Below are 16,196 nucleotides of genomic sequence, written 5' to 3' on the forward strand. Positions count from 1 at the left end.
GAGCGCGCGCATGTCGGCCATGGACACCGGACACCTGATCTATCTCGTGATGCTGCTGGCGGCGGTGGTCTTCTGGTTCGTGGTGGCGAACCGCAATTCGCTGGGCAAGATGTTGCAGCACGCCGCGCTCTGGGGGCTGATCTTTCTGGGCGCGATTGCCGCGGTCGGGCTCTGGGGTGACATCCGCCAGACGGTGATGCCACGGCAGGCGGTGTTTTCCGACCAGGGCCGGATCGAGGTGCCGCGCAGCCCCGACGGGCATTACTACCTGACGCTCGAGGTCAACGGCCATCCGACGCGCTTTGTCGTCGACACCGGCGCGTCGTCGATTGTCCTGCTCGAGGAAGACGCCCGCGCCGCAGGGATCGATCCTGCGCGCCTGCGCTATTCCGGCACCGCGATGACCGCCAATGGCGCGGTGCGCACTGCCCGGGTGGTGCTGGACGAGATCGGTCTGGAGGACATGATCGACCGGCGGGTGACCGCCTTTGTCAACGAGGGCGAGATGGCCGAGAGCCTGCTCGGCATGTCCTACCTGCAGCGCTTCGACCGGCTCGAGATCACCGGAGGCAGGCTCATTCTGGAGCGTTGAGCGCGGCCAGCGCCTCTTCGAGATAGGCGCTCCAGCCGTCGGCCATCGGCAGCAGCTGCCCTTCGCGGCGCAGGGTGCTGACGATTTCCATGGCCTCGGTCAGATGCGCCTCGGCGTTGTCGCCGCTCAGCGCCAAATTAGACAGGGTCAGCGCCAGGTCGTGGCGCCACCTGGCATTGGCCGGATCACGCGCCACCAGCGCCCGCTGCAGCGCCAGCGCCTCGGCAAAGGCCGCCTGCGCCGCCGGGGCATCGCCCTGCGCCACCGCCACCGTCCCGAGATTGCCGAGGCTGTAGGCCACGTCCTGCTGCCAGAGCGTGTTGCCGGGGTTTGTCGCCAGCAGCCCCGCCCGCAGGTCATGCGCGGCGCCAAAGGCCGTGGCGGCCGCTGCAAGATCGCCCCCCGCCTGCGCCAGCCCGCCCAGCCGGTCATGGCTCAGCGCCAGGCTGCGCTGCCAGGTGCGGTTGCCGGGATCGCGCGCCAGCAGATCCTGCAGCAGCGCCAGCGCTTCTTCAAACGCCCCCCGCGCCGCCTCCAGATCGCCGGTCTGCCAGAGCGCGATGCCCAGCAGATCGTGGCTGATCGCAAGATCGCTCTGCCAGACCGTATGCGCCGGGTTGCGCGCCACCAGCGCCTGCATCGGCGCGAGACCCGCGCGAAAGGCATCGCGCGCCGCCTCCGGGTCGCCCTGCGCCAGCGCCGCCTGGCCGATCTTGTTGTAGGTGATCGAGACGTCGCGCTCGAGCCCCGGGGTGGCCTCTGACAGAGGCAGGATGATGCTCTGCGAGCGTTCATAGGCCGCGCGCGCTGCCGCCGCATCGCCCAGCGCCAGCGCCACGTCGCCGGTCAGGTTGTGGCCGATCGACAGGTCGCGCTGCCATTGCGCATTGGCCGGATCGCGCGCCGCCAGTTGTTCGCGCACCGCCAGCGAGGCGGCGATGGCCGCTTGCCCCGCCCGCAAATCGCCCACCTGCTGCAGCACGCTGCCGGATTTCTCGTAGGCGATGGCAAGGTCGCGCTGCCATTCGGTCTGGCCGGGATCGCTCTGCGCCAGCGCGCGAGAGACCGCGAGAGCGGCGGCGAAATGCGCCTGCGCCGCGCTGAGGTCTCCCTGCGCCAGCGCCATCTCGCCCAGCTTGGTGCGGATGATCGACAGGTCACGCTGCCAGAGCGGCTCGTCGGGTTGCGCGGCGGCCAGCGTCTCGAAGACGCCGAGCGCGCGCTCGTAGCCCGCCTGCCCCGCCGCGACCTCGCCCAGCCCCACCGCCACATCCGCCAGCCGCCGGTACGACAGGGCAAGCCCGCGCTGCCAGTCGGTATTGCCCGGGTCCGCTGCCACCAGAACCTCCGACAGCGCCAGCGCTGCCTGATAGGAGGCGCGCGCCTCAGCCAGTGCGCCGAGATCGAGATGCACCAGCCCCAGGCGTTCGTGGCTGATCGCCAGATCGCTCTGATAGGCCAGGGTCTCGGGGTCGGCAGCGGCAACCTCGGCAATCACCGCCAGTGCCGCCTGAAAGAAGCCGGCCGCCCCGTCCACGTCACCCGCCAGCCGCGCCACATCGCCCAGCGCAGTTTGCGCCACCCAGACCGCGCGCCGCCGCAGGATGTCGTCCGGCGCCTCCGCCAGTCGCGCCTGTGAGGCCGCAAGGCCTTGGCCAAAGGCCTGTTCCGCCGCCGTGAGGTCGCCGGTGGTCATCAGCACCCGCCCCAGCTGGTCGGTCACCAGCCGCAACTGCTCGGGCGTCTCGCCGCCCAGCGCCGCGACCTCGGCAAAGAGTTCCGCTGCCCGGCGGTAGTCGGCAATCGCCAGATCGCGGCGCAGGTCGGCCTCTGCGGCGCGGGCGTTGAGGCTGTGGGTCTCGGCCTCTGACAGGGTGCGCGCGAGGTAGTTTTCCTTCAACGTCTCGCGAGAGCCACGGTCGATCCCGGCGGCCTCGGTCAGCCGCGCGCGGGCGGTGTCAAAGGCACCAAGCTCGAGATGGCGCTCGGCCTCCTGCCGCAGGGCGGTCACTGCCGGATCGTCAGAGGCCAGCGTCGTCATGTCCCGGCGCAGCTCGGTAAAGGCCCGGGCGGCGGCGGTCAGCTCGGCGGTCTGGTCCGGCGGCGTGCGGCTGGCGAGATCGGCCGACAGGAAGGCACCGAAGAGCGGAGCCAGCGGCATGTCGTTTTCCGCCGCGATGCGCTCGATCAAGCCCCGGTGAGCCGGCTGCAACCCGGCCATGGCCAAAAGCAGCGACTCGCGTTCCGGCAGCTCCGAGAGGCCGCCGGCAAAGACCAGTGCCGGCAGGCCGCTTTCCACATAAGGCAGCTGGCGGCCACGGGTGCGGTCGTAGACGTCCTGCTGCACCAGGGTCAGCACCTGCCGGATCTCCAGCCCCGGGGTGGCGAGATGCCGGGCCAGCGCCTCGGTGAAGGGCGAGTTGTCGCCGCTGCCGTCCAGCGCCGCCTGGCCGGGCGCGGCGGCGAAGGCATAGAGCAGGTTGTCGGACCGTCCGAGCCGCGCCAGCCCCGGCCTGACCTCGGCACGCTTGCCGAGCACGCTGGCGCCGCGCCCCTCGTCGCCGAAGGGATCGGAGCGGCAGGCATCGACGATCAACAGCCCCACCGGCGCCACCTGCTGCAGCACCTCTGCCACCTCGTCGAGCGCCAGGGCACCTTCCTGAAGCTCGGCCACCGAGCCTGTGGGCGCATCCACGGGCAAGAGCAGGTTGCGCCCGCCCACCTCCATCCCGTGGCCGGCAAAGAACACCAGCGCCACATCGGCGCCTTCGGCGTCATAGGCGAAATCCTCGAGCGCGCGGCGCATCCGGCGCAGGTCGCGGTTGGTCTCGACAAAGACCTCGAAGCCCAGCGCCGTGAGCCTGTCCTCGAGCACGCGGGCGTCATTGACCGGGTTGGCCAGCGGGCGCAGCGCCTCGTAGCGCTCGGCCGCGAGGATCAGCGCGGCGCGGGTTTCGCCGAGGGCAAACCCCGGCAGGAGCAGCAGGAGAATCGACAAAAGAACGCGCATGCCGCAGGGTAACCCGGGGGGCTGGCCGCTCAAATGATTTCTGCCGTCATGTCGGGACGGCCGTGCTACGGGAAAGGAAAGATCATGAAACTGGGTGCGTTTTCGGTAAGCCTCGCGGTCAAGGACCTCGAGGCTTCGCGGGCGTTCTATGAAAAGCTCGGGTTTTCGGTGATGGCCGGAGAGGCCGAGCGCGGCTACCTCATCCTGAAGAACGACGCGGTGGTCATCGGGCTGTTCCAGGGGATGTTCGAGCGCAACATGCTGACGTTCAATCCCGGCTGGGACCAGAGCGCGCAGCCGGTCGAAGGGTTCACCGACGTGCGGGATCTGCAGGCGGCGCTGAAGGCCGAAGGGGTGGCGTTTGCCCAGGAGGCCGATCCCGAGGGGGCGGGTCCGGCGAGCTTCGTGGTGATCGATCCGGACGGCAACCCGGTGCTGGTGGATCAGCACGTGTGAATGCGGCTTGGGTTGGGTGCCGCGTGCTCCGGAGCGGGTCGCTCGCCGGGCCAGCGGCTGCCCGCGGGGTGCCGCAGCGACCTTTGTTCAGAAGCACTTTATCTCAGCCAGATCCGGGAGTCCTTCGAGCGGAGCATCAAGTTTAGCCAAAGCGGCAGCCCGGTCGGGCGGGCAGCCGCTGGCCCGGCGGGCTGACGCCCGTGATTCCGGGCCGGGGCACCGATCAGCTGCAGTCAGCCACCCAGCGCCACATGCGTCGGGACTGCGGCTGCCTGCGGGGTGCCGCTGCGGCGGAAGTTCTGCAGCGCTTTATCTCGGACAAGTCCGGAAGACATCAGAGTGAGGCGCATACGTGAACCAAAGCGGCAGCCCGGTGGGGCGGGCAGCCGCTGGCCCGGCGGGCTTGCGCCCTTGATTCCGGGCCCGGGTACCAATCAACTGCACTCAGCCATTTGGCGCCACATGCGTCGGGCCAGCGGCTGCCCGCGGGGTGCCGCAGTTACGGGCGTTCAGCAGCGCTTTATCCCAGCCAGCTCCGGAAAACCTCCGAGCGAAGCGCCAAACCCAGCCGAAGCGGCAGCCCGGTGGGGCGGGCAGCCGCTGGCCCGGCGGGCTGAAGCCCTTGATTCCGGGCCTCGGCACCAATCAATCGTTGCCAGCCACCCAGCGGCCCGTGGTTCAGGGCTGCGGCTGCCCAGGAGGCCGCTTGCCCGGCGGGCTGAAGCCCTTGTTCCGGGCAGGGGCAATGACCGCCCGTAACTCCGACCTTACCCCGTCTCCGCCTTCTTCTCCCAGCGGCCGCTCTCTTCGGACCAGTATTGCGCGGCGCAGCCTGCCGCGGTCAGGGCCTTCCACTGCGCCCGGGCGCGGTCCACGGCCTCGGGGTCGCTGCCGTCGAACAGCACGCAGACCCGCTCAAGCGCGCTCACCTCTTCGGGCGTCACCAGGGCGCCGTCCACCAGCATCAGGCACTGCGGGTCATTGCCCGCCGCCCCTGAGGTCAGCAACACCGGCTGCAGCGCATCATGCGGCCCGCCGGCGCGGCCATGTGGCAGGAAACTGTCCTCGGGCCCCTGCCACAGCTTTTCGTCCAGCCAATCGAGCCGGCCTTCGTCCACGCCGCGCACCGCGACGCGCCAGCCGGCGCCGCGGGCTTTCTCCAGCAGCATCGGCAGGGTCGCCTCGAGCGGCCTCTGCGTCAGGTGATAGAAGAACGCGGCGCCCAAGGTCTCAGCCCTGCTCGAAACGGTCGCGCACCAGACGGTCAAGCGCCATGACGCCCCAACCCGTCGCCCCCTTGGGCGCCAGGTCGGTGTCCTTGGAGACCTGCGCCACGCCGGCGATGTCGAGGTGAATCCAGGGCGTCTCTTCCTTGACGAACCGCTGCAGGAACTGCGCCGCGGTGATCGAGCCCGCGGGCCGGCCGCCGACGTTCTTCATGTCGGCCTTCTGGCTCTTGAGCTGCTCGTCGTAGCTCGGGCCCAGCGGCAGACGCCAGGCGCCCTCGCCCTCGGCCTCGGCGGACTTCAGGAAATCGTTGCAAAGCCCGTCGTTGTTGGAAAACACCCCGGCGTTGTCATGGCCCAGCGCGATGATCACCGCGCCGGTCAGCGTCGCCAGATCGATCATCCCGGCGGGCTGGAAGGTCTCCTGCGCGTACCACATCACGTCGCAGAGCACGAGCCGGCCCTCGGCGTCGGTGTTGATCACCTCGACGGTGTCGCCCTTCATGCTCTTGACGATATCGCCGGGCCGGGTGGCATTGCCCGAGGGCATGTTCTCGACCAGACCGACAAGGCCGACGACATTGGCCGGTGCCTTGCGCAGGGCCAGCGTCTTCATCACGCCCGACACCACGCCGGCACCGCCCATGTCCATGGTCATGTCTTCCATGCCGGCGGCGGGCTTGAGCGAGATGCCACCGGTGTCGAAGACCACACCCTTGCCGACCAGCGCCAGCGGCGCCTCGCCGCCTTGCGTGCCGCCCAGCCATTTCATCACCACCACCTTGGAGGGGCTGTCAGAGCCCTGCCCCACGGCCAGAAGCGCGCCCATGCCGAGCTCGGCCAGCCTGTCCTCTTCCAGCACCTCGACCTCGACACCGAGATCGCGCAGCGCCTCGAGCCGGTTGGCAAATTCGGTGGTGGTCAGCACGTTGGCGGGCTCGCTCACCAAATCGCGGGTGAAGAACACGCCCTCGGCCACGGCGGCCATCGGCGCGAACTCGGCCTCGAGCTCTTCGGGCTTGGAGCACATCACGGTGACCTTGGTCTCTTTCGGCGCGTCGCGGCCGGTCTTGTGATCGGCGAATTCATAGCCGCGCAGGGCGATGCCCATGGCCAGATCGGTGATCTTGGCCCGGCCCCCGGCCAGCAGCAGCAGATCGGCCTCGCCACGCGCCTTGGCCAGCGCCGCGCCAGCCTTGCGGGCGGTCACCACGTCGGGGCGGCGCGGCAGCTTTACCACGTCGAGCGCATCGGCCGCCATGCCGGTGGGCGAGGCCAGCGTCGCCATCTCGCCGAATTTGAGATCGGCAAACGCCTTGCTCTCGGCAAAACGGTTCAGCGCCTGCCGGGTCAGCCGGTTGACGCGCCGCGCCCCGGGGTCGAGCCGGCCCTCCTCATCGATGATCACGGCCACCCGCCCGGGCGCTTCGGCCACGAGGTCCAACTCGGTCTCGGCAAAGGTGATCTTGGCGGGGGTGGTCATTGTCAGGTCTCCGGTACGAGGAACATTACGGTGAGTGCCACTAGTCCTAGTGCGCGGACCCCCGCTGAACCACCCCTTTATGTGTGGGCGCCGGCAATATCCAGTTTTCCCTTGGGGAGAAATCTTTTAGGGTCGCGGAAAAGGTAAGAGGTTGGGGAAACCTGTTGGCCAGATTCGACAGATACATGCTGTCGCAGCTCTTCATGCTCTTCGGCTTCTTCGCGCTGGTCTTGGTCGCGGTCTACTGGGTCAACCGGGCGGTGATCCTGTTCGACCAGCTGATCGCCGACGGCCACTCGGCCTTTGTCTTTCTCGAATTCACCGCCCTGTCGCTGCCGCAGGTGATCGGCATGGTGCTGCCGATGGCGGGCTTTGCCGCCTCGATCTATGTCACCAACCGGCTCTCGGCTGACAGCGAACTGACGGTGATGCAGGCCACCGGCTTTTCGCCCTGGCGGCTGGCGCGGCCGGTGCTGGTCTACGGGCTGCTGCTGGCGGTGATGATGTCGGTGCTGACCCATCTGCTGATCCCCGCCAGCCTCGAGCAGCTCAAGGAGCGCGAGCGCGAGATCGCCGGCTCGATCAGCGCCCGACTGCTGCGCGAGGGCGTCTTCCTGCACCCCGCCGATGGCGTGACCTTCTACATCCGCGAGATCTCGCCCCAGGGCGAGCTGGCCGATGTCTTCCTGTCGGATGTGCGCAACGACAAGCGCCACATCACCTATACCGCCGAACGCGCCTACCTGCTGCGCGACGACGAGGGCCCCAAGCTGATCATGCGCGATGGCATGGCGCAGGTGCTGAGCCCGGATACCGGCCAGCTCTCGACCACCAATTTCGCCCAGTTCTCGCGTGATATCAGCGGGTTGATCGCCCAGGGCGGGCAAGGCTCGCGCAAGCTGCGCTACATTCCGACGCTGGAGACCCTGTTCGACACTCTGGCGGTGTCGGAAGAGGTCAACGACCCGCCGGGCGAGGTGCTGCTCGAAGGGCATCAGCGCATCTCCTCGGCGCTGGTCTGCATCGTCGCGGCGCTGATCGGCCATTCGGCGCTGCTGGCGGGCGGCTTCAGCCGCTTCGGCGTCACCCGGCAGATCGTGCTGGCAATCTTCCTGCTGGTGGTGGTGCAGCTGATCGAAGGCGCGATGACCGAGCCGGTGCGCGGTGACATGACGCTCTGGCCGCTGGCCTATGTGCATGTGCTGATCGGTCTGGTGATCGCCCTTGCGCTTTACTGGCGGGCCGATCATCCGGCGGCCTTTCGGCGCAAGCCCCCGGGCAGCCCGGCGGCGGAGGGTCTGGCATGACGCTGCACGCCTATTTCGCCCGCCGCTATGCCACGATCTTCGGCGGCATGCTGGCGATCTTCTTTCTCTTCGTCATGCTGCTCGATCTTGTCGAGCAGCTGCGCAATCTCGGCAACGAGGTGAGCTTTGGCCAGGTGCTGCAGGTGACCCTGCTCAACACCCCCGAGGGGCTCTACCAGATGCTGCCACTGGTGATGATCCTGTCGTCGATCGCGCTCTGCCTGGCGCTGGCGCGCTCGTCAGAGCTGGTGGTCAGCCGCGCCGCCGGGCGCTCGGGCCTGTCGGCACTGACCGGCCCGGTGCTGGTGGCGGCGCTGATCGGCGGCATCGCGGTGGCGGCCTTCAACCCGATCGTCGCCGCGACGTCGCAGCGCTACCACGACCTGCGCGAGCTTTATGACAGCGGCGGCACCTCGACCCTGTCGATCGGCCGCGAGGGGCTCTGGCTGCGGCAGGGTGATGTCATGGGACAGACGGTGATCCATGCTGCCCGCTCGAACCCGACGGCAACGGTGCTGCATGACGTGACCTTTACCGCCTATGCCGCCAGCGGCGGGCCGGTGCGCCGGATCGCGGCCGAGGAAGCGGCGCTGATGACCGGGCAATGGGTGCTGACCAACGTCAAGGTCTGGCCGCTGGTGGCCGGGCTCAACCCCGAGACCAATTCCTCCACCCACCCCGAGCTGCGCGTGCCCTCGACCCTGACGCAGGAGCGCATCCGCGACAGTTTCGGCAAGCCTTCGGCGGTGTCGATCTGGGACCTGCCGGATTTCATCGCCCAGCTCGAAAAGGCCGGCTTCTCGGCGCAGCGCCACGCGGTCTGGTTCCAGATGGAGCTGGCGCGGCCGGTGTTTCTGGTGTCGATGGTGCTGGTGGGCGCGGCCTTTACCATGCGCCACGCCCGTTTCGGCGGCACCGGTCTGGCGGTGCTGATGGCGCTGATGCTGGGCTTCGGCCTCTACTACCTGCGCAACTTCGCGCAGATCCTTGGCGAAAACGGCCAGGTCCCGGCCCTGCTGGCCGCCTGGGCGCCGCCGGTCGCGGCGGTGATGATCGGCCTCGGCCTCATACTTCAGATGGAGGACGGCTGATGCTGCGCCGCCTGACTTTCGCGCTGTATCTGATGCTCTCGCCGCTGGCGATCTCGGCGCAGGGCACCGACGCCGACCCGGCGCTGCTGGTGGCCGATACCGTGGTGGTGACGCCCGATGAACGGCTGATCGCCGAGGGCAATGTCGAGGCGCTTTACGACGGCACCCGCATCTGGGCCAGCCGGATCATCTATGTCAGAGAGACCGACAGCCTGATCATCGAAGGCCCGATCCGCATCGACGATGGCGAAAGCTCTGTCGTGCTGGCCGACCGGGCCGAGCTGGACAGCGATCTGGAAAACGGGCTGATCAGCGGCGCGCGGCTGGTGCTCGACCAGCAGCTGCAACTGGCGGCAGTGCAGCTGGCCCGCGTCGAGGGACGCTACACCCAGCTTTCCAAGGTCACCGTCACCTCCTGCCAGATCTGCGGGCCGCAGGGCGTGGCGCTCTGGTCGATCCGGGCGCGGCGGGCAATCCACGACGTCGAGGAACAGCAGCTCTACTTCGACGGCGCGACCTTTCGCGTGCTCGACGTGCCGATCATGTACATCCCGCGCCTGCGCCTGCCCGATCCGACGCTGGAACGCGCCCGGGGCTTCCTGTTTCCCTCGATCCGAACCACCACCGAGCTCGGCACCGGCATCAAGCTGCCCTACTTCATTCCGCTGGGCGATCACGCCGACCTGACGGTCACGCCTTACCTGTCGCAGGAGACCCGCACCGTCGAGCTGCGCTATCGTCAGGCGTTCCGCACCGGCGATATCGAGCTGAACGGCGCCGTCACCAACGACACGCTGCTGCCCGACGAGACGCGCGGCTATCTCTTCGGCGAAGGTGCCTTCGATCTGGGCAACCGCTACAAGCTGAGCTTCAACTTCGAGGTGACCACCGACGAATCCTACCTTTCGGAATACGATTATTCCGGCAAGGACCGGCTCGACAGCGAGGTCACCCTGGCCCGCACCACCCGGCAGAGCAACCTGCTGGCCCAGCTGGTGCATTACAACACCCTGCGCGACAACGAACTGAACTCGACCCAGCCGACCATCATCCCCGACCTGCGCTACGAGCGGCGTTACCAGTTGGACAATGCGCTTGGCGGCGAGTTCCGACTGGGTCTGCTGGGCCACAGCCACATCCGTTATTCCAGCTCTGACGTCAGCGGCCGTGACGTGGGCCGCGCCGGCGTCGAGGGCAGCTGGCTGAACCAGTGGACCTTCGGGTCCGGCCTGCAGGTCGCGGCCCAGGCCGGGCTGGCGTTGGATCACTTCTCGACCGGCGACGATTCCACGGTGGCGGACTACGACAGTTCCGTCACCCCCTCGGCCGCGGTGACCCTGCGCTATCCCTTCCTGCGGCGCGGGGCTGGCGGCGCGCGGCAACTGCTGGAACCGGTGGCGCAGATCGGCTGGGTCGGCGGCGCCGATGCCGATGTCGCCAATGACGAAAGCACCCGCCAGGAGCTGGACGAAGGCAACCTGCTCTCGCTCTCGCGCTTTCCGGCCGAGGATCGGCGCGAACGCGGTCTGGCCACGGTGCTGGGGCTGCGTTTCCTTCACAAGGCGGCCAGCGGCTGGGAGGCCGGGCTGGCGGTGGGCCGGGTCTACCGCGCCACCGACAACAGCGACTTCACCGCCACCTCGGGGCTGGGCGAGGCCACGTCGGACTGGCTGCTGGCCAGTCACTTCCGCAACACCGACGGGCTCTACATCCAGTCGCGCACGCTGGTGAAGGAAACCGGCGAGGTCAGCCGCTCGGCGGCGCGCGGCGCCTGGTCGAACGACCGGCTCGATGTCGGGGCGTCCTTCATCCTGTTGCCGTCCGATTCCGACGAGGACCGCAACGAGAAGGTGGCGGAATGGTCGGTCGACGGCTCCTACCGGTTCAACACCCATTGGACCGTCTCAACCGATGCGCAATACGACATCGCCGACAATCGCGCCGTCGAGGCCGGGATCGGCCTCGCCTATCGCAACGAATGCGTCGAGGCGGCCTTTACCGCCGACCGCACCTTCGCGGATTCATCCAATCTGGACCCATTCACCACTTTCGGGCTAACTATATCGCTAAAAGGGTTCAGCACCGGCGGCGACGCAGGCAGCTACAGCAGGACATGCAGACAATGATTTCACGATTCCTCAGAACCGCGGCCGCGGCGCTTCTGCTTGCGCCGATGGCGCCCCTGACCGCACCGGCCCAGGGGCTGTTCTCGCCGGCCGTCAAGGTCGACGAGATGGTCATCACCAACTACGAGATCAACCAGCGGCTGGCCTTCCTTCAGGTGCTGCGCGCGCCCGGCGATGCCCGCAAGCTGGCGCGCGAGCAGCTGATTGACGATCGGCTGAAGATGCGCGCGGCGCAGGAGCTTGGCATCACCGTCACGCCGGAACAGATCGCCGCCGGAATGGAGGAATTCGCCGGTCGCGCCAACCTGACCGCCGATCAGCTGATCGGCGAGCTGTCCAAGCTCGGGATCGCCACCGAGACCTTCCGCGACTTCGTCGAGGCCGGCATGGCCTGGCGCGAGGTGGTGCGGGTGCGTTTTGCCGGACAGGCCCAGGTCAGCGAAGCCGAGATCGACCGCGCGGTCAGCGCTGGCGGCGGCGGCTCTTCGGTGCGGGTGCTGCTGTCGGAGATCATCATGCCGGCCCCGCCGCCAGAGGCAGAGGCCGTGCTGGCCCGGGCGCAGCGGATTGCCCAGACCACGTCGGAGGCCGAGTTCTCTGCCGCGGCGCGGCAGTATTCCGCCACCGCCACCGCCCGCGCCGGCGGCAAGCTGCCTTGGCAGAAGATCGAGGACCTGCCGCCGGTGCTGCGGCCCTTGGTGCTGGCGCTCTCGCCCGGCCAGGTGACCGATCCGCTGACCATTCCCAATGCCGTGGCGCTGTTCCAGTTGCGCGCGCTCGAAGAGACCGCGTTCACCCGTCCGAGCTATTCGGCGGTGGAATATGCCGCCTATTACATGGCCGGCGGTCGCAGCCCGCAGACCCTGGCCCAGGCGGCCGAGATCGAGGCGCGGGTCGACACCTGTGACGACCTCTACGGCGTGGCCAAGGGCCAGCCCGAGGAAGTGCTCGACCGCAACGCGCTGCCGCCAGAGCAGATCCCCACCGATATCGCGCTGGAACTGGCCAAGCTCGATCCCGGCGAGACCTCGACCGCGCTGACCCGCGCCGGCGGCCAGACGCTGGTGCTGCTGATGCTCTGCGGCCGCAGCCCGGCCACCGACGAGGCGCCCGACCGCGAGGCCGTGGCCACCGGGTTGCGCAATCGCCGCGTCGGCGGGCTGACCGAGAGCTACCTCGAGCAGCTGCGCGCCAATGCGCGGATCGTGACCGTGGAATGAGCCTGTCCGTTGCGCTGAGCTGCGGCGAGCCGGCGGGCGTGGGCCCCGAGCTGGCGGTCAAGGCCTGGGAGGCGCTGCGCGAAGAGCTGCCGTTCTTCCTGATCGGCGATGCCAGGCACCTGCCGGAGGGCGCGCCGCATCTGCGCATCGACGACCCGTCAGAGGCCGCGGTGGCGATGGCCCATGGCCTGCCAGTGCTGCACCGCGATTTCGGCCCCCCGGCAACGCCGGGCCAGGCACAGGCCGCCCATGCCCAGCCGGTGATCGACGCCATTGCCGAGGGTGTCTCGCTGGTGATGGCGGGACAGGCGTGGGCGCTGTGCACAGCGCCGATCCACAAGCAGGCCCTGGCCGAGGGGGCGGGCTTTGCCTATCCCGGCCATACCGAATACCTGGCCGCGCTGGCGGGTGTCGAGCGGGTGGTAATGATGCTGGCCGCGCCGGCGCTGCGCGTCGTGCCGGTAACCATCCACCTGTCGCTGGCCGAGGTGCCCGCCGCGCTGACACCGGCGCTGCTGGAAGAGACCCTGCGCATCACCCACGCCGGGCTTGTCGAGCGCTTCTCGCTCTCCGCGCCGCGGATCGCCGTGGCTGGCCTCAACCCGCATGCCGGCGAAGGCGGGCGGATGGGGCGCGAGGAGATCGAGGTGATCACCCCGGTGCTCGACCGGCTGCGGGCCGAGGGGCTGACGATTGCCGGGCCGCTCTCGGCCGACACGATGTTCCACCCGCCGGCGCGGGCGCGCTATGACGTGGCGGTCTGCATGTACCACGACCAGGCGCTGATCCCGATCAAGACGCTGGATTTCGACGGCGGAGTCAATGTGACGCTGGGCCTGCCCTTTCTGCGCACCTCGCCGGACCACGGCACCGCCTTTGACATTGCCGGTCGCGGGGTGGCCAGCCCGGCCTCGCTGATCGCGGCGCTGAAGATGGCGGGTGCCGCGCGGGCGCCGAGGGCGTGAGGCGTATTTTGGAAAGAGAAGAAGCCTGATGGGGACGATTGACGATCTGCCGCCGCTGCGAGAGGTGATCACCGATCACGGGCTGGTGGCCAAGAAGGCGCTTGGGCAGAACTTCCTGCTCGACCTCAACCTGACCGCCAAGATCGCGCGGCTGGCGGGCGAGCTGTCGAATTGCGACGTGCTGGAGATCGGTCCCGGGCCCGGTGGTCTGACCCGGGGGCTGCTGGCCGAGGGCGCGCGCAAGGTGCTGGCGATCGAGAAGGATGCGCGCTGCCTGCCGGCGCTGGCCGAGATCGCGGCGCGCTATCCCGGGCAGCTCGAGGTGATCAACGGCGACGCGCTGGAGGTCGACCCCGGGCAATATCTGATGCCGCCGATCCGCATTGCCGCCAACCTGCCCTACAACGTCGGGACCGAGCTCCTGGTGCGCTGGCTGACGCCGCCAGCGTGGCCGCCGTTCTGGCAATCGCTGACGCTGATGTTCCAGCGCGAGGTGGCGCAGCGCATCGTCGCCGAGCCAGGCTCGAAGACCTATGGCCGGCTGGCGATCCTGTCGCAGTGGCGCAGCGATCCGCGAATCGTCATGCATCTGCCGCCAGAGGCCTTCTCGCCGCCGCCCAAGGTATCCTCGGCCGTGGTGCATCTGACCGCCCTGCCAGAGCCGCGCTTTCCGGCCGATGCCAAGGTGCTGCAGGAGGTGGTGGCCGCCGGCTTCAACCAGCGGCGCAAGATGCTGCGCGCCAGCCTCAAGGGGCTGCATCCGGCGGTCGAGGACCTGTTGCGTGCCGCCGGGATCAAGCCCACCGATCGCGCCGAACAGGTGCCGCTCGAGGCCTTCTGTGCGCTGGCGCGAGAGCTGGTGGCGGCGCGCCGCTGATCGCGGGTCACGGCCGGAAATAGCGCTTGAGTATACAGCGGGGGTGGCCTCTAGAAAAAGAGGCCATTGTCCTGGACGAGTCTCTTGATGCAGCGATTTGACCCTCTGACCGCCCCGACCCCCCTGCTCGATTTCACCACGCCCGCGCTGACCAGGCTGATCGCCGAGCGCGGCTGGACCCGCCTGCCCGCCACCGCGCGGCTGGCTGCGGCCTATGACTTCGTGCGCAACGACATCGCCTTTGGCTATAACCGCGCCGATGACATTCCGGCCAGCGCCGTGCTGCGCGACGGCTATGGCCAGTGCAACACCAAGGGCACGCTGCTGATGGCGCTGTTGCGGGCGCTGGGGCTGCGCTGTCGGTTGCACGGCTTCACCATCCGCAAGGCCCTGCAGCGCGGCGTGGTGCCCGAGTTGGTCTATCCGCTGGCGCCGCGCGAGATCGTGCATTCCTGGGTCGAGGTCGAACACGAGGGCCGCTGGATCACGCTCGAGGGGTTCATCCTCGACCAGGCCTTTCTGAGCGCCCTTCAGAGCGCCTTTGCCGGGCGGCGGGCGCTGTGCGGCTATGGCGTCGGCACCGACCGGCTGGATGCGCCGCCGGTGGTCTTCGAGGGCGGCGATACCTTCATCCAGAAGACCGGGATCGCGCGGGATTTCGGCATTTTCGACACGCCGGACCAATTCTATGGCCGGCACCGGCAGCAGCTGGGCTGGTTTCGCGAGCGGGCCTATCGCGGGGTGATCCGGCACTGGATGAACGCCAGGGTCAGGGCGATCCGGCGGGGGCATGTGCCACAGGTGCCGGGACTGGCGCAGAACCGCTAACGGACAAGGAAAAGGGCCGACCGGAGGATCCGGTCAGCCCTTGAAAGTCTGGGTCAGAGAGCCTGCGAGGCCGGCCTACTCGGCGGCCTGCGACGGCTCGTCAGAGGCCGGGGTGTCAGACGGTGCCGCCTCGGGTGCGGGCGCCTGGGCCTTGGGCTTGCGCGGGCGTTTGGCCTTGGGCTCGGGCTGGGCGTCGGACTGGGCCTCATTGGCAGAGGCCTCGCCCCCCTCGCCCTTGTCAGCAGCCTCGTCACCCTGGGCGGGCGCGTCGGACTTCTTGCGCGCAGGCTTGCGGCGCGGACGCTTGGGCTTGTCTTCCTCGACGCGGCTTTCCGGCGTTTCCACCAGGTTGTCCGAGGAATCGTCGTCAAGGTCGAGCACGTCGGGCTGCGGCGCATCGGCCGGATCGGAGCTGTCCTGCGGTGCCGGACTGTCCTGACCGCCGGAGGAATCGCGTTCCTGCCGTTCGGCCCGCTCGCGGTCACGCTGCGCCTGGCGCTCGCGGTTCTGGCGTTCCTGCTCTTCGCGCTTGGAGTCCTGCTCCTTCTGGGCCTCGCCCAGAAGCCTCAGGTAGTGCTCGGCGTGCTGCTGAAAGTTCTCGGTTGCCACCCGGTCACCGGCCAGTTGGGCATCACGTGCCAGCTGGTTGTACTTGTCGATGATCTGCTGCGGCGTCCCGCGCACCTTGCCCTCGGGACCGGAGCTGTCGAAGACCCGGTTGATGATGTTGCCACCAGAAGGCTTGTTGCGGTTCGATCGCGACCGCGACCGTGACTTGGATGATCTCATTATACTGTTATCCAGCCCGTTTTTGGATAGTCTCTAGCCGGTGTGCCAAACGCGGTGCAGAGGCGCGATGCATTCGACAATCATGCTCTTGTGCGGCGAGTGTCTCGCGGGGCGCGGAGCGCGACCCATCTGCGACGACACCCAAGCACTAACCACGACAAGACCGTCCTTACAAGGGGGTAATTGTCGCACAAGCGGTCCGAAACCGGCAAAAGCGGCACTTTTG

Annotated in this window: 13 protein-coding genes; 9 read left to right on the forward strand and 4 right to left on the reverse strand. The window is 68.4% G+C overall.

All coding sequences use genetic code 11. The annotated features are described in order from the left end of the window. Positions 1-10: 10 nt before the first annotated feature. On the forward strand, positions 11-592 hold the full coding sequence (locus tag ACN0SE_RS08690; protein ID WP_417524124.1) for a retropepsin-like aspartic protease family protein: 582 nt from the start codon (positions 11-13) through the stop codon (positions 590-592). On the opposite strand, the gene ACN0SE_RS08695 is transcribed toward ACN0SE_RS08690, so the two are convergent. Further along, the gene (locus tag ACN0SE_RS08695) at positions 576-3,602 is read right to left on the reverse strand and encodes a caspase family protein (protein WP_417524125.1); all 3,027 of its coding nucleotides are present in this window, start codon (positions 3,600-3,602) and stop codon (positions 576-578) included. The genes ACN0SE_RS08690 and ACN0SE_RS08695 overlap by 17 nt on opposite strands. 84 nt (positions 3,603-3,686) lie before the next feature. Here ACN0SE_RS08695 and ACN0SE_RS08700 point away from each other — a divergent pair, with 84 nt between their 5' ends. After that, positions 3,687-4,058 (forward strand): VOC family protein, encoded by a 372-nt coding sequence (locus ACN0SE_RS08700; protein WP_417524126.1) that lies wholly within the window; start codon positions 3,687-3,689, stop codon positions 4,056-4,058. Between the two features lie 767 nt (positions 4,059-4,825). On the opposite strand, the gene ACN0SE_RS08705 is transcribed toward ACN0SE_RS08700, so the two are convergent. Further along, positions 4,826-5,284 carry a DNA polymerase III subunit chi gene (locus tag ACN0SE_RS08705; protein WP_417524127.1) on the reverse strand — a complete coding sequence of 153 codons (459 nt, stop codon included), beginning with the start codon at positions 5,282-5,284 and terminating at the stop codon, positions 4,826-4,828. A gap of 4 nt (positions 5,285-5,288) precedes the next feature. Further along, a complete protein-coding gene (locus tag ACN0SE_RS08710) occupies positions 5,289-6,767 on the reverse strand; it encodes a leucyl aminopeptidase (protein ID WP_417524128.1) in 1,479 nt (492 codons plus the stop codon). A 164-nt stretch (positions 6,768-6,931) separates the two neighbouring features. On the opposite strand from ACN0SE_RS08710, the gene lptF reads away from it, so the two are divergent. The 7 genes from lptF (at position 6,932) to ACN0SE_RS08745 (ending at position 15,181) form a co-directional block, all read left to right on the forward strand. Beyond that, a complete protein-coding gene (gene lptF, locus ACN0SE_RS08715) occupies positions 6,932-8,074 on the forward strand; it encodes an LPS export ABC transporter permease LptF (protein ID WP_417524129.1) in 1,143 nt (380 codons plus the stop codon). Further along, complete coding sequence (gene lptG, locus ACN0SE_RS08720; RefSeq protein WP_417524130.1) at positions 8,071-9,165, forward strand: LPS export ABC transporter permease LptG; 1,095 nt, start codon at positions 8,071-8,073, stop codon at positions 9,163-9,165. The genes lptF and lptG overlap by 4 nt, the downstream gene beginning before the upstream one ends. Continuing rightward, complete coding sequence (locus ACN0SE_RS08725) at positions 9,165-11,291, forward strand: LPS-assembly protein LptD (RefSeq protein WP_417524131.1); 2,127 nt, start codon at positions 9,165-9,167, stop codon at positions 11,289-11,291. Before lptG ends, ACN0SE_RS08725 begins: the two co-directional genes overlap by 1 nt. Next, the gene (locus ACN0SE_RS08730; protein ID WP_417524132.1) at positions 11,279-12,511 is read left to right on the forward strand and encodes a peptidylprolyl isomerase; all 1,233 of its coding nucleotides are present in this window, start codon (positions 11,279-11,281) and stop codon (positions 12,509-12,511) included. The genes ACN0SE_RS08725 and ACN0SE_RS08730 overlap by 13 nt, the downstream gene beginning before the upstream one ends. Next, entirely contained in the window at positions 12,508-13,476 is a 969-nt protein-coding gene (pdxA, locus tag ACN0SE_RS08735) for a 4-hydroxythreonine-4-phosphate dehydrogenase PdxA (RefSeq protein ID WP_417524133.1), read from the forward strand. Before ACN0SE_RS08730 ends, pdxA begins: the two co-directional genes overlap by 4 nt. A gap of 28 nt (positions 13,477-13,504) precedes the next feature. Continuing rightward, positions 13,505-14,353 carry a 16S rRNA (adenine(1518)-N(6)/adenine(1519)-N(6))-dimethyltransferase RsmA gene (rsmA, locus tag ACN0SE_RS08740; protein WP_417524134.1) on the forward strand — a complete coding sequence of 283 codons (849 nt, stop codon included), beginning with the start codon at positions 13,505-13,507 and terminating at the stop codon, positions 14,351-14,353. Between the two features lie 87 nt (positions 14,354-14,440). Continuing rightward, the gene (locus tag ACN0SE_RS08745; RefSeq protein ID WP_417524135.1) at positions 14,441-15,181 is read left to right on the forward strand and encodes a transglutaminase-like domain-containing protein; all 741 of its coding nucleotides are present in this window, start codon (positions 14,441-14,443) and stop codon (positions 15,179-15,181) included. A 75-nt stretch (positions 15,182-15,256) separates the two neighbouring features. Here the strand turns inward: ACN0SE_RS08745 and ACN0SE_RS08750 are convergent, their stop codons facing one another. Continuing rightward, positions 15,257-15,970, reverse strand: coding sequence for a DUF4167 domain-containing protein (locus ACN0SE_RS08750; RefSeq protein ID WP_417524136.1), 714 nt, complete (start codon positions 15,968-15,970; stop codon positions 15,257-15,259). Positions 15,971-16,196: the final 226 nt, after the last annotated feature.

The organism is Marinovum sp., assembly GCF_048263515.1.
Classification (GTDB): Bacteria; Pseudomonadota; Alphaproteobacteria; order Rhodobacterales; family Rhodobacteraceae; genus Marinovum.

What these genes read in the sequence shown, in the direction of transcription:
- ACN0SE_RS08745 (WP_417524135.1), top strand. Translation starts at nt 14,441, where the DNA reads ATGCAGCGATTTGACCCTCTGACCGCCCCGACCCCCCTGCTCGATTTC.
- ACN0SE_RS08725 (WP_417524131.1), top strand. Translation starts at nt 9,165, where the DNA reads ATGCTGCGCCGCCTGACTTTCGCGCTGTATCTGATGCTCTCGCCGCTG.
- ACN0SE_RS08710 (WP_417524128.1), bottom strand. Translation starts at nt 6,767, where the DNA reads ATGACCACCCCCGCCAAGATCACCTTTGCCGAGACCGAGTTGGACCTC.
- pdxA (WP_417524133.1), top strand. Translation starts at nt 12,508, where the DNA reads ATGAGCCTGTCCGTTGCGCTGAGCTGCGGCGAGCCGGCGGGCGTGGGC.
- ACN0SE_RS08750 (WP_417524136.1), bottom strand. Translation starts at nt 15,970, where the DNA reads ATGAGATCATCCAAGTCACGGTCGCGGTCGCGATCGAACCGCAACAAG.
- lptG (WP_417524130.1), top strand. Translation starts at nt 8,071, where the DNA reads ATGACGCTGCACGCCTATTTCGCCCGCCGCTATGCCACGATCTTCGGC.
- ACN0SE_RS08700 (WP_417524126.1), top strand. Translation starts at nt 3,687, where the DNA reads ATGAAACTGGGTGCGTTTTCGGTAAGCCTCGCGGTCAAGGACCTCGAG.
- ACN0SE_RS08730 (WP_417524132.1), top strand. Translation starts at nt 11,279, where the DNA reads ATGCAGACAATGATTTCACGATTCCTCAGAACCGCGGCCGCGGCGCTT.
- ACN0SE_RS08690 (WP_417524124.1), top strand. Translation starts at nt 11, where the DNA reads ATGTCGGCCATGGACACCGGACACCTGATCTATCTCGTGATGCTGCTG.
- rsmA (WP_417524134.1), top strand. Translation starts at nt 13,505, where the DNA reads ATGGGGACGATTGACGATCTGCCGCCGCTGCGAGAGGTGATCACCGAT.
- ACN0SE_RS08695 (WP_417524125.1), bottom strand. Translation starts at nt 3,602, where the DNA reads ATGCGCGTTCTTTTGTCGATTCTCCTGCTGCTCCTGCCGGGGTTTGCC.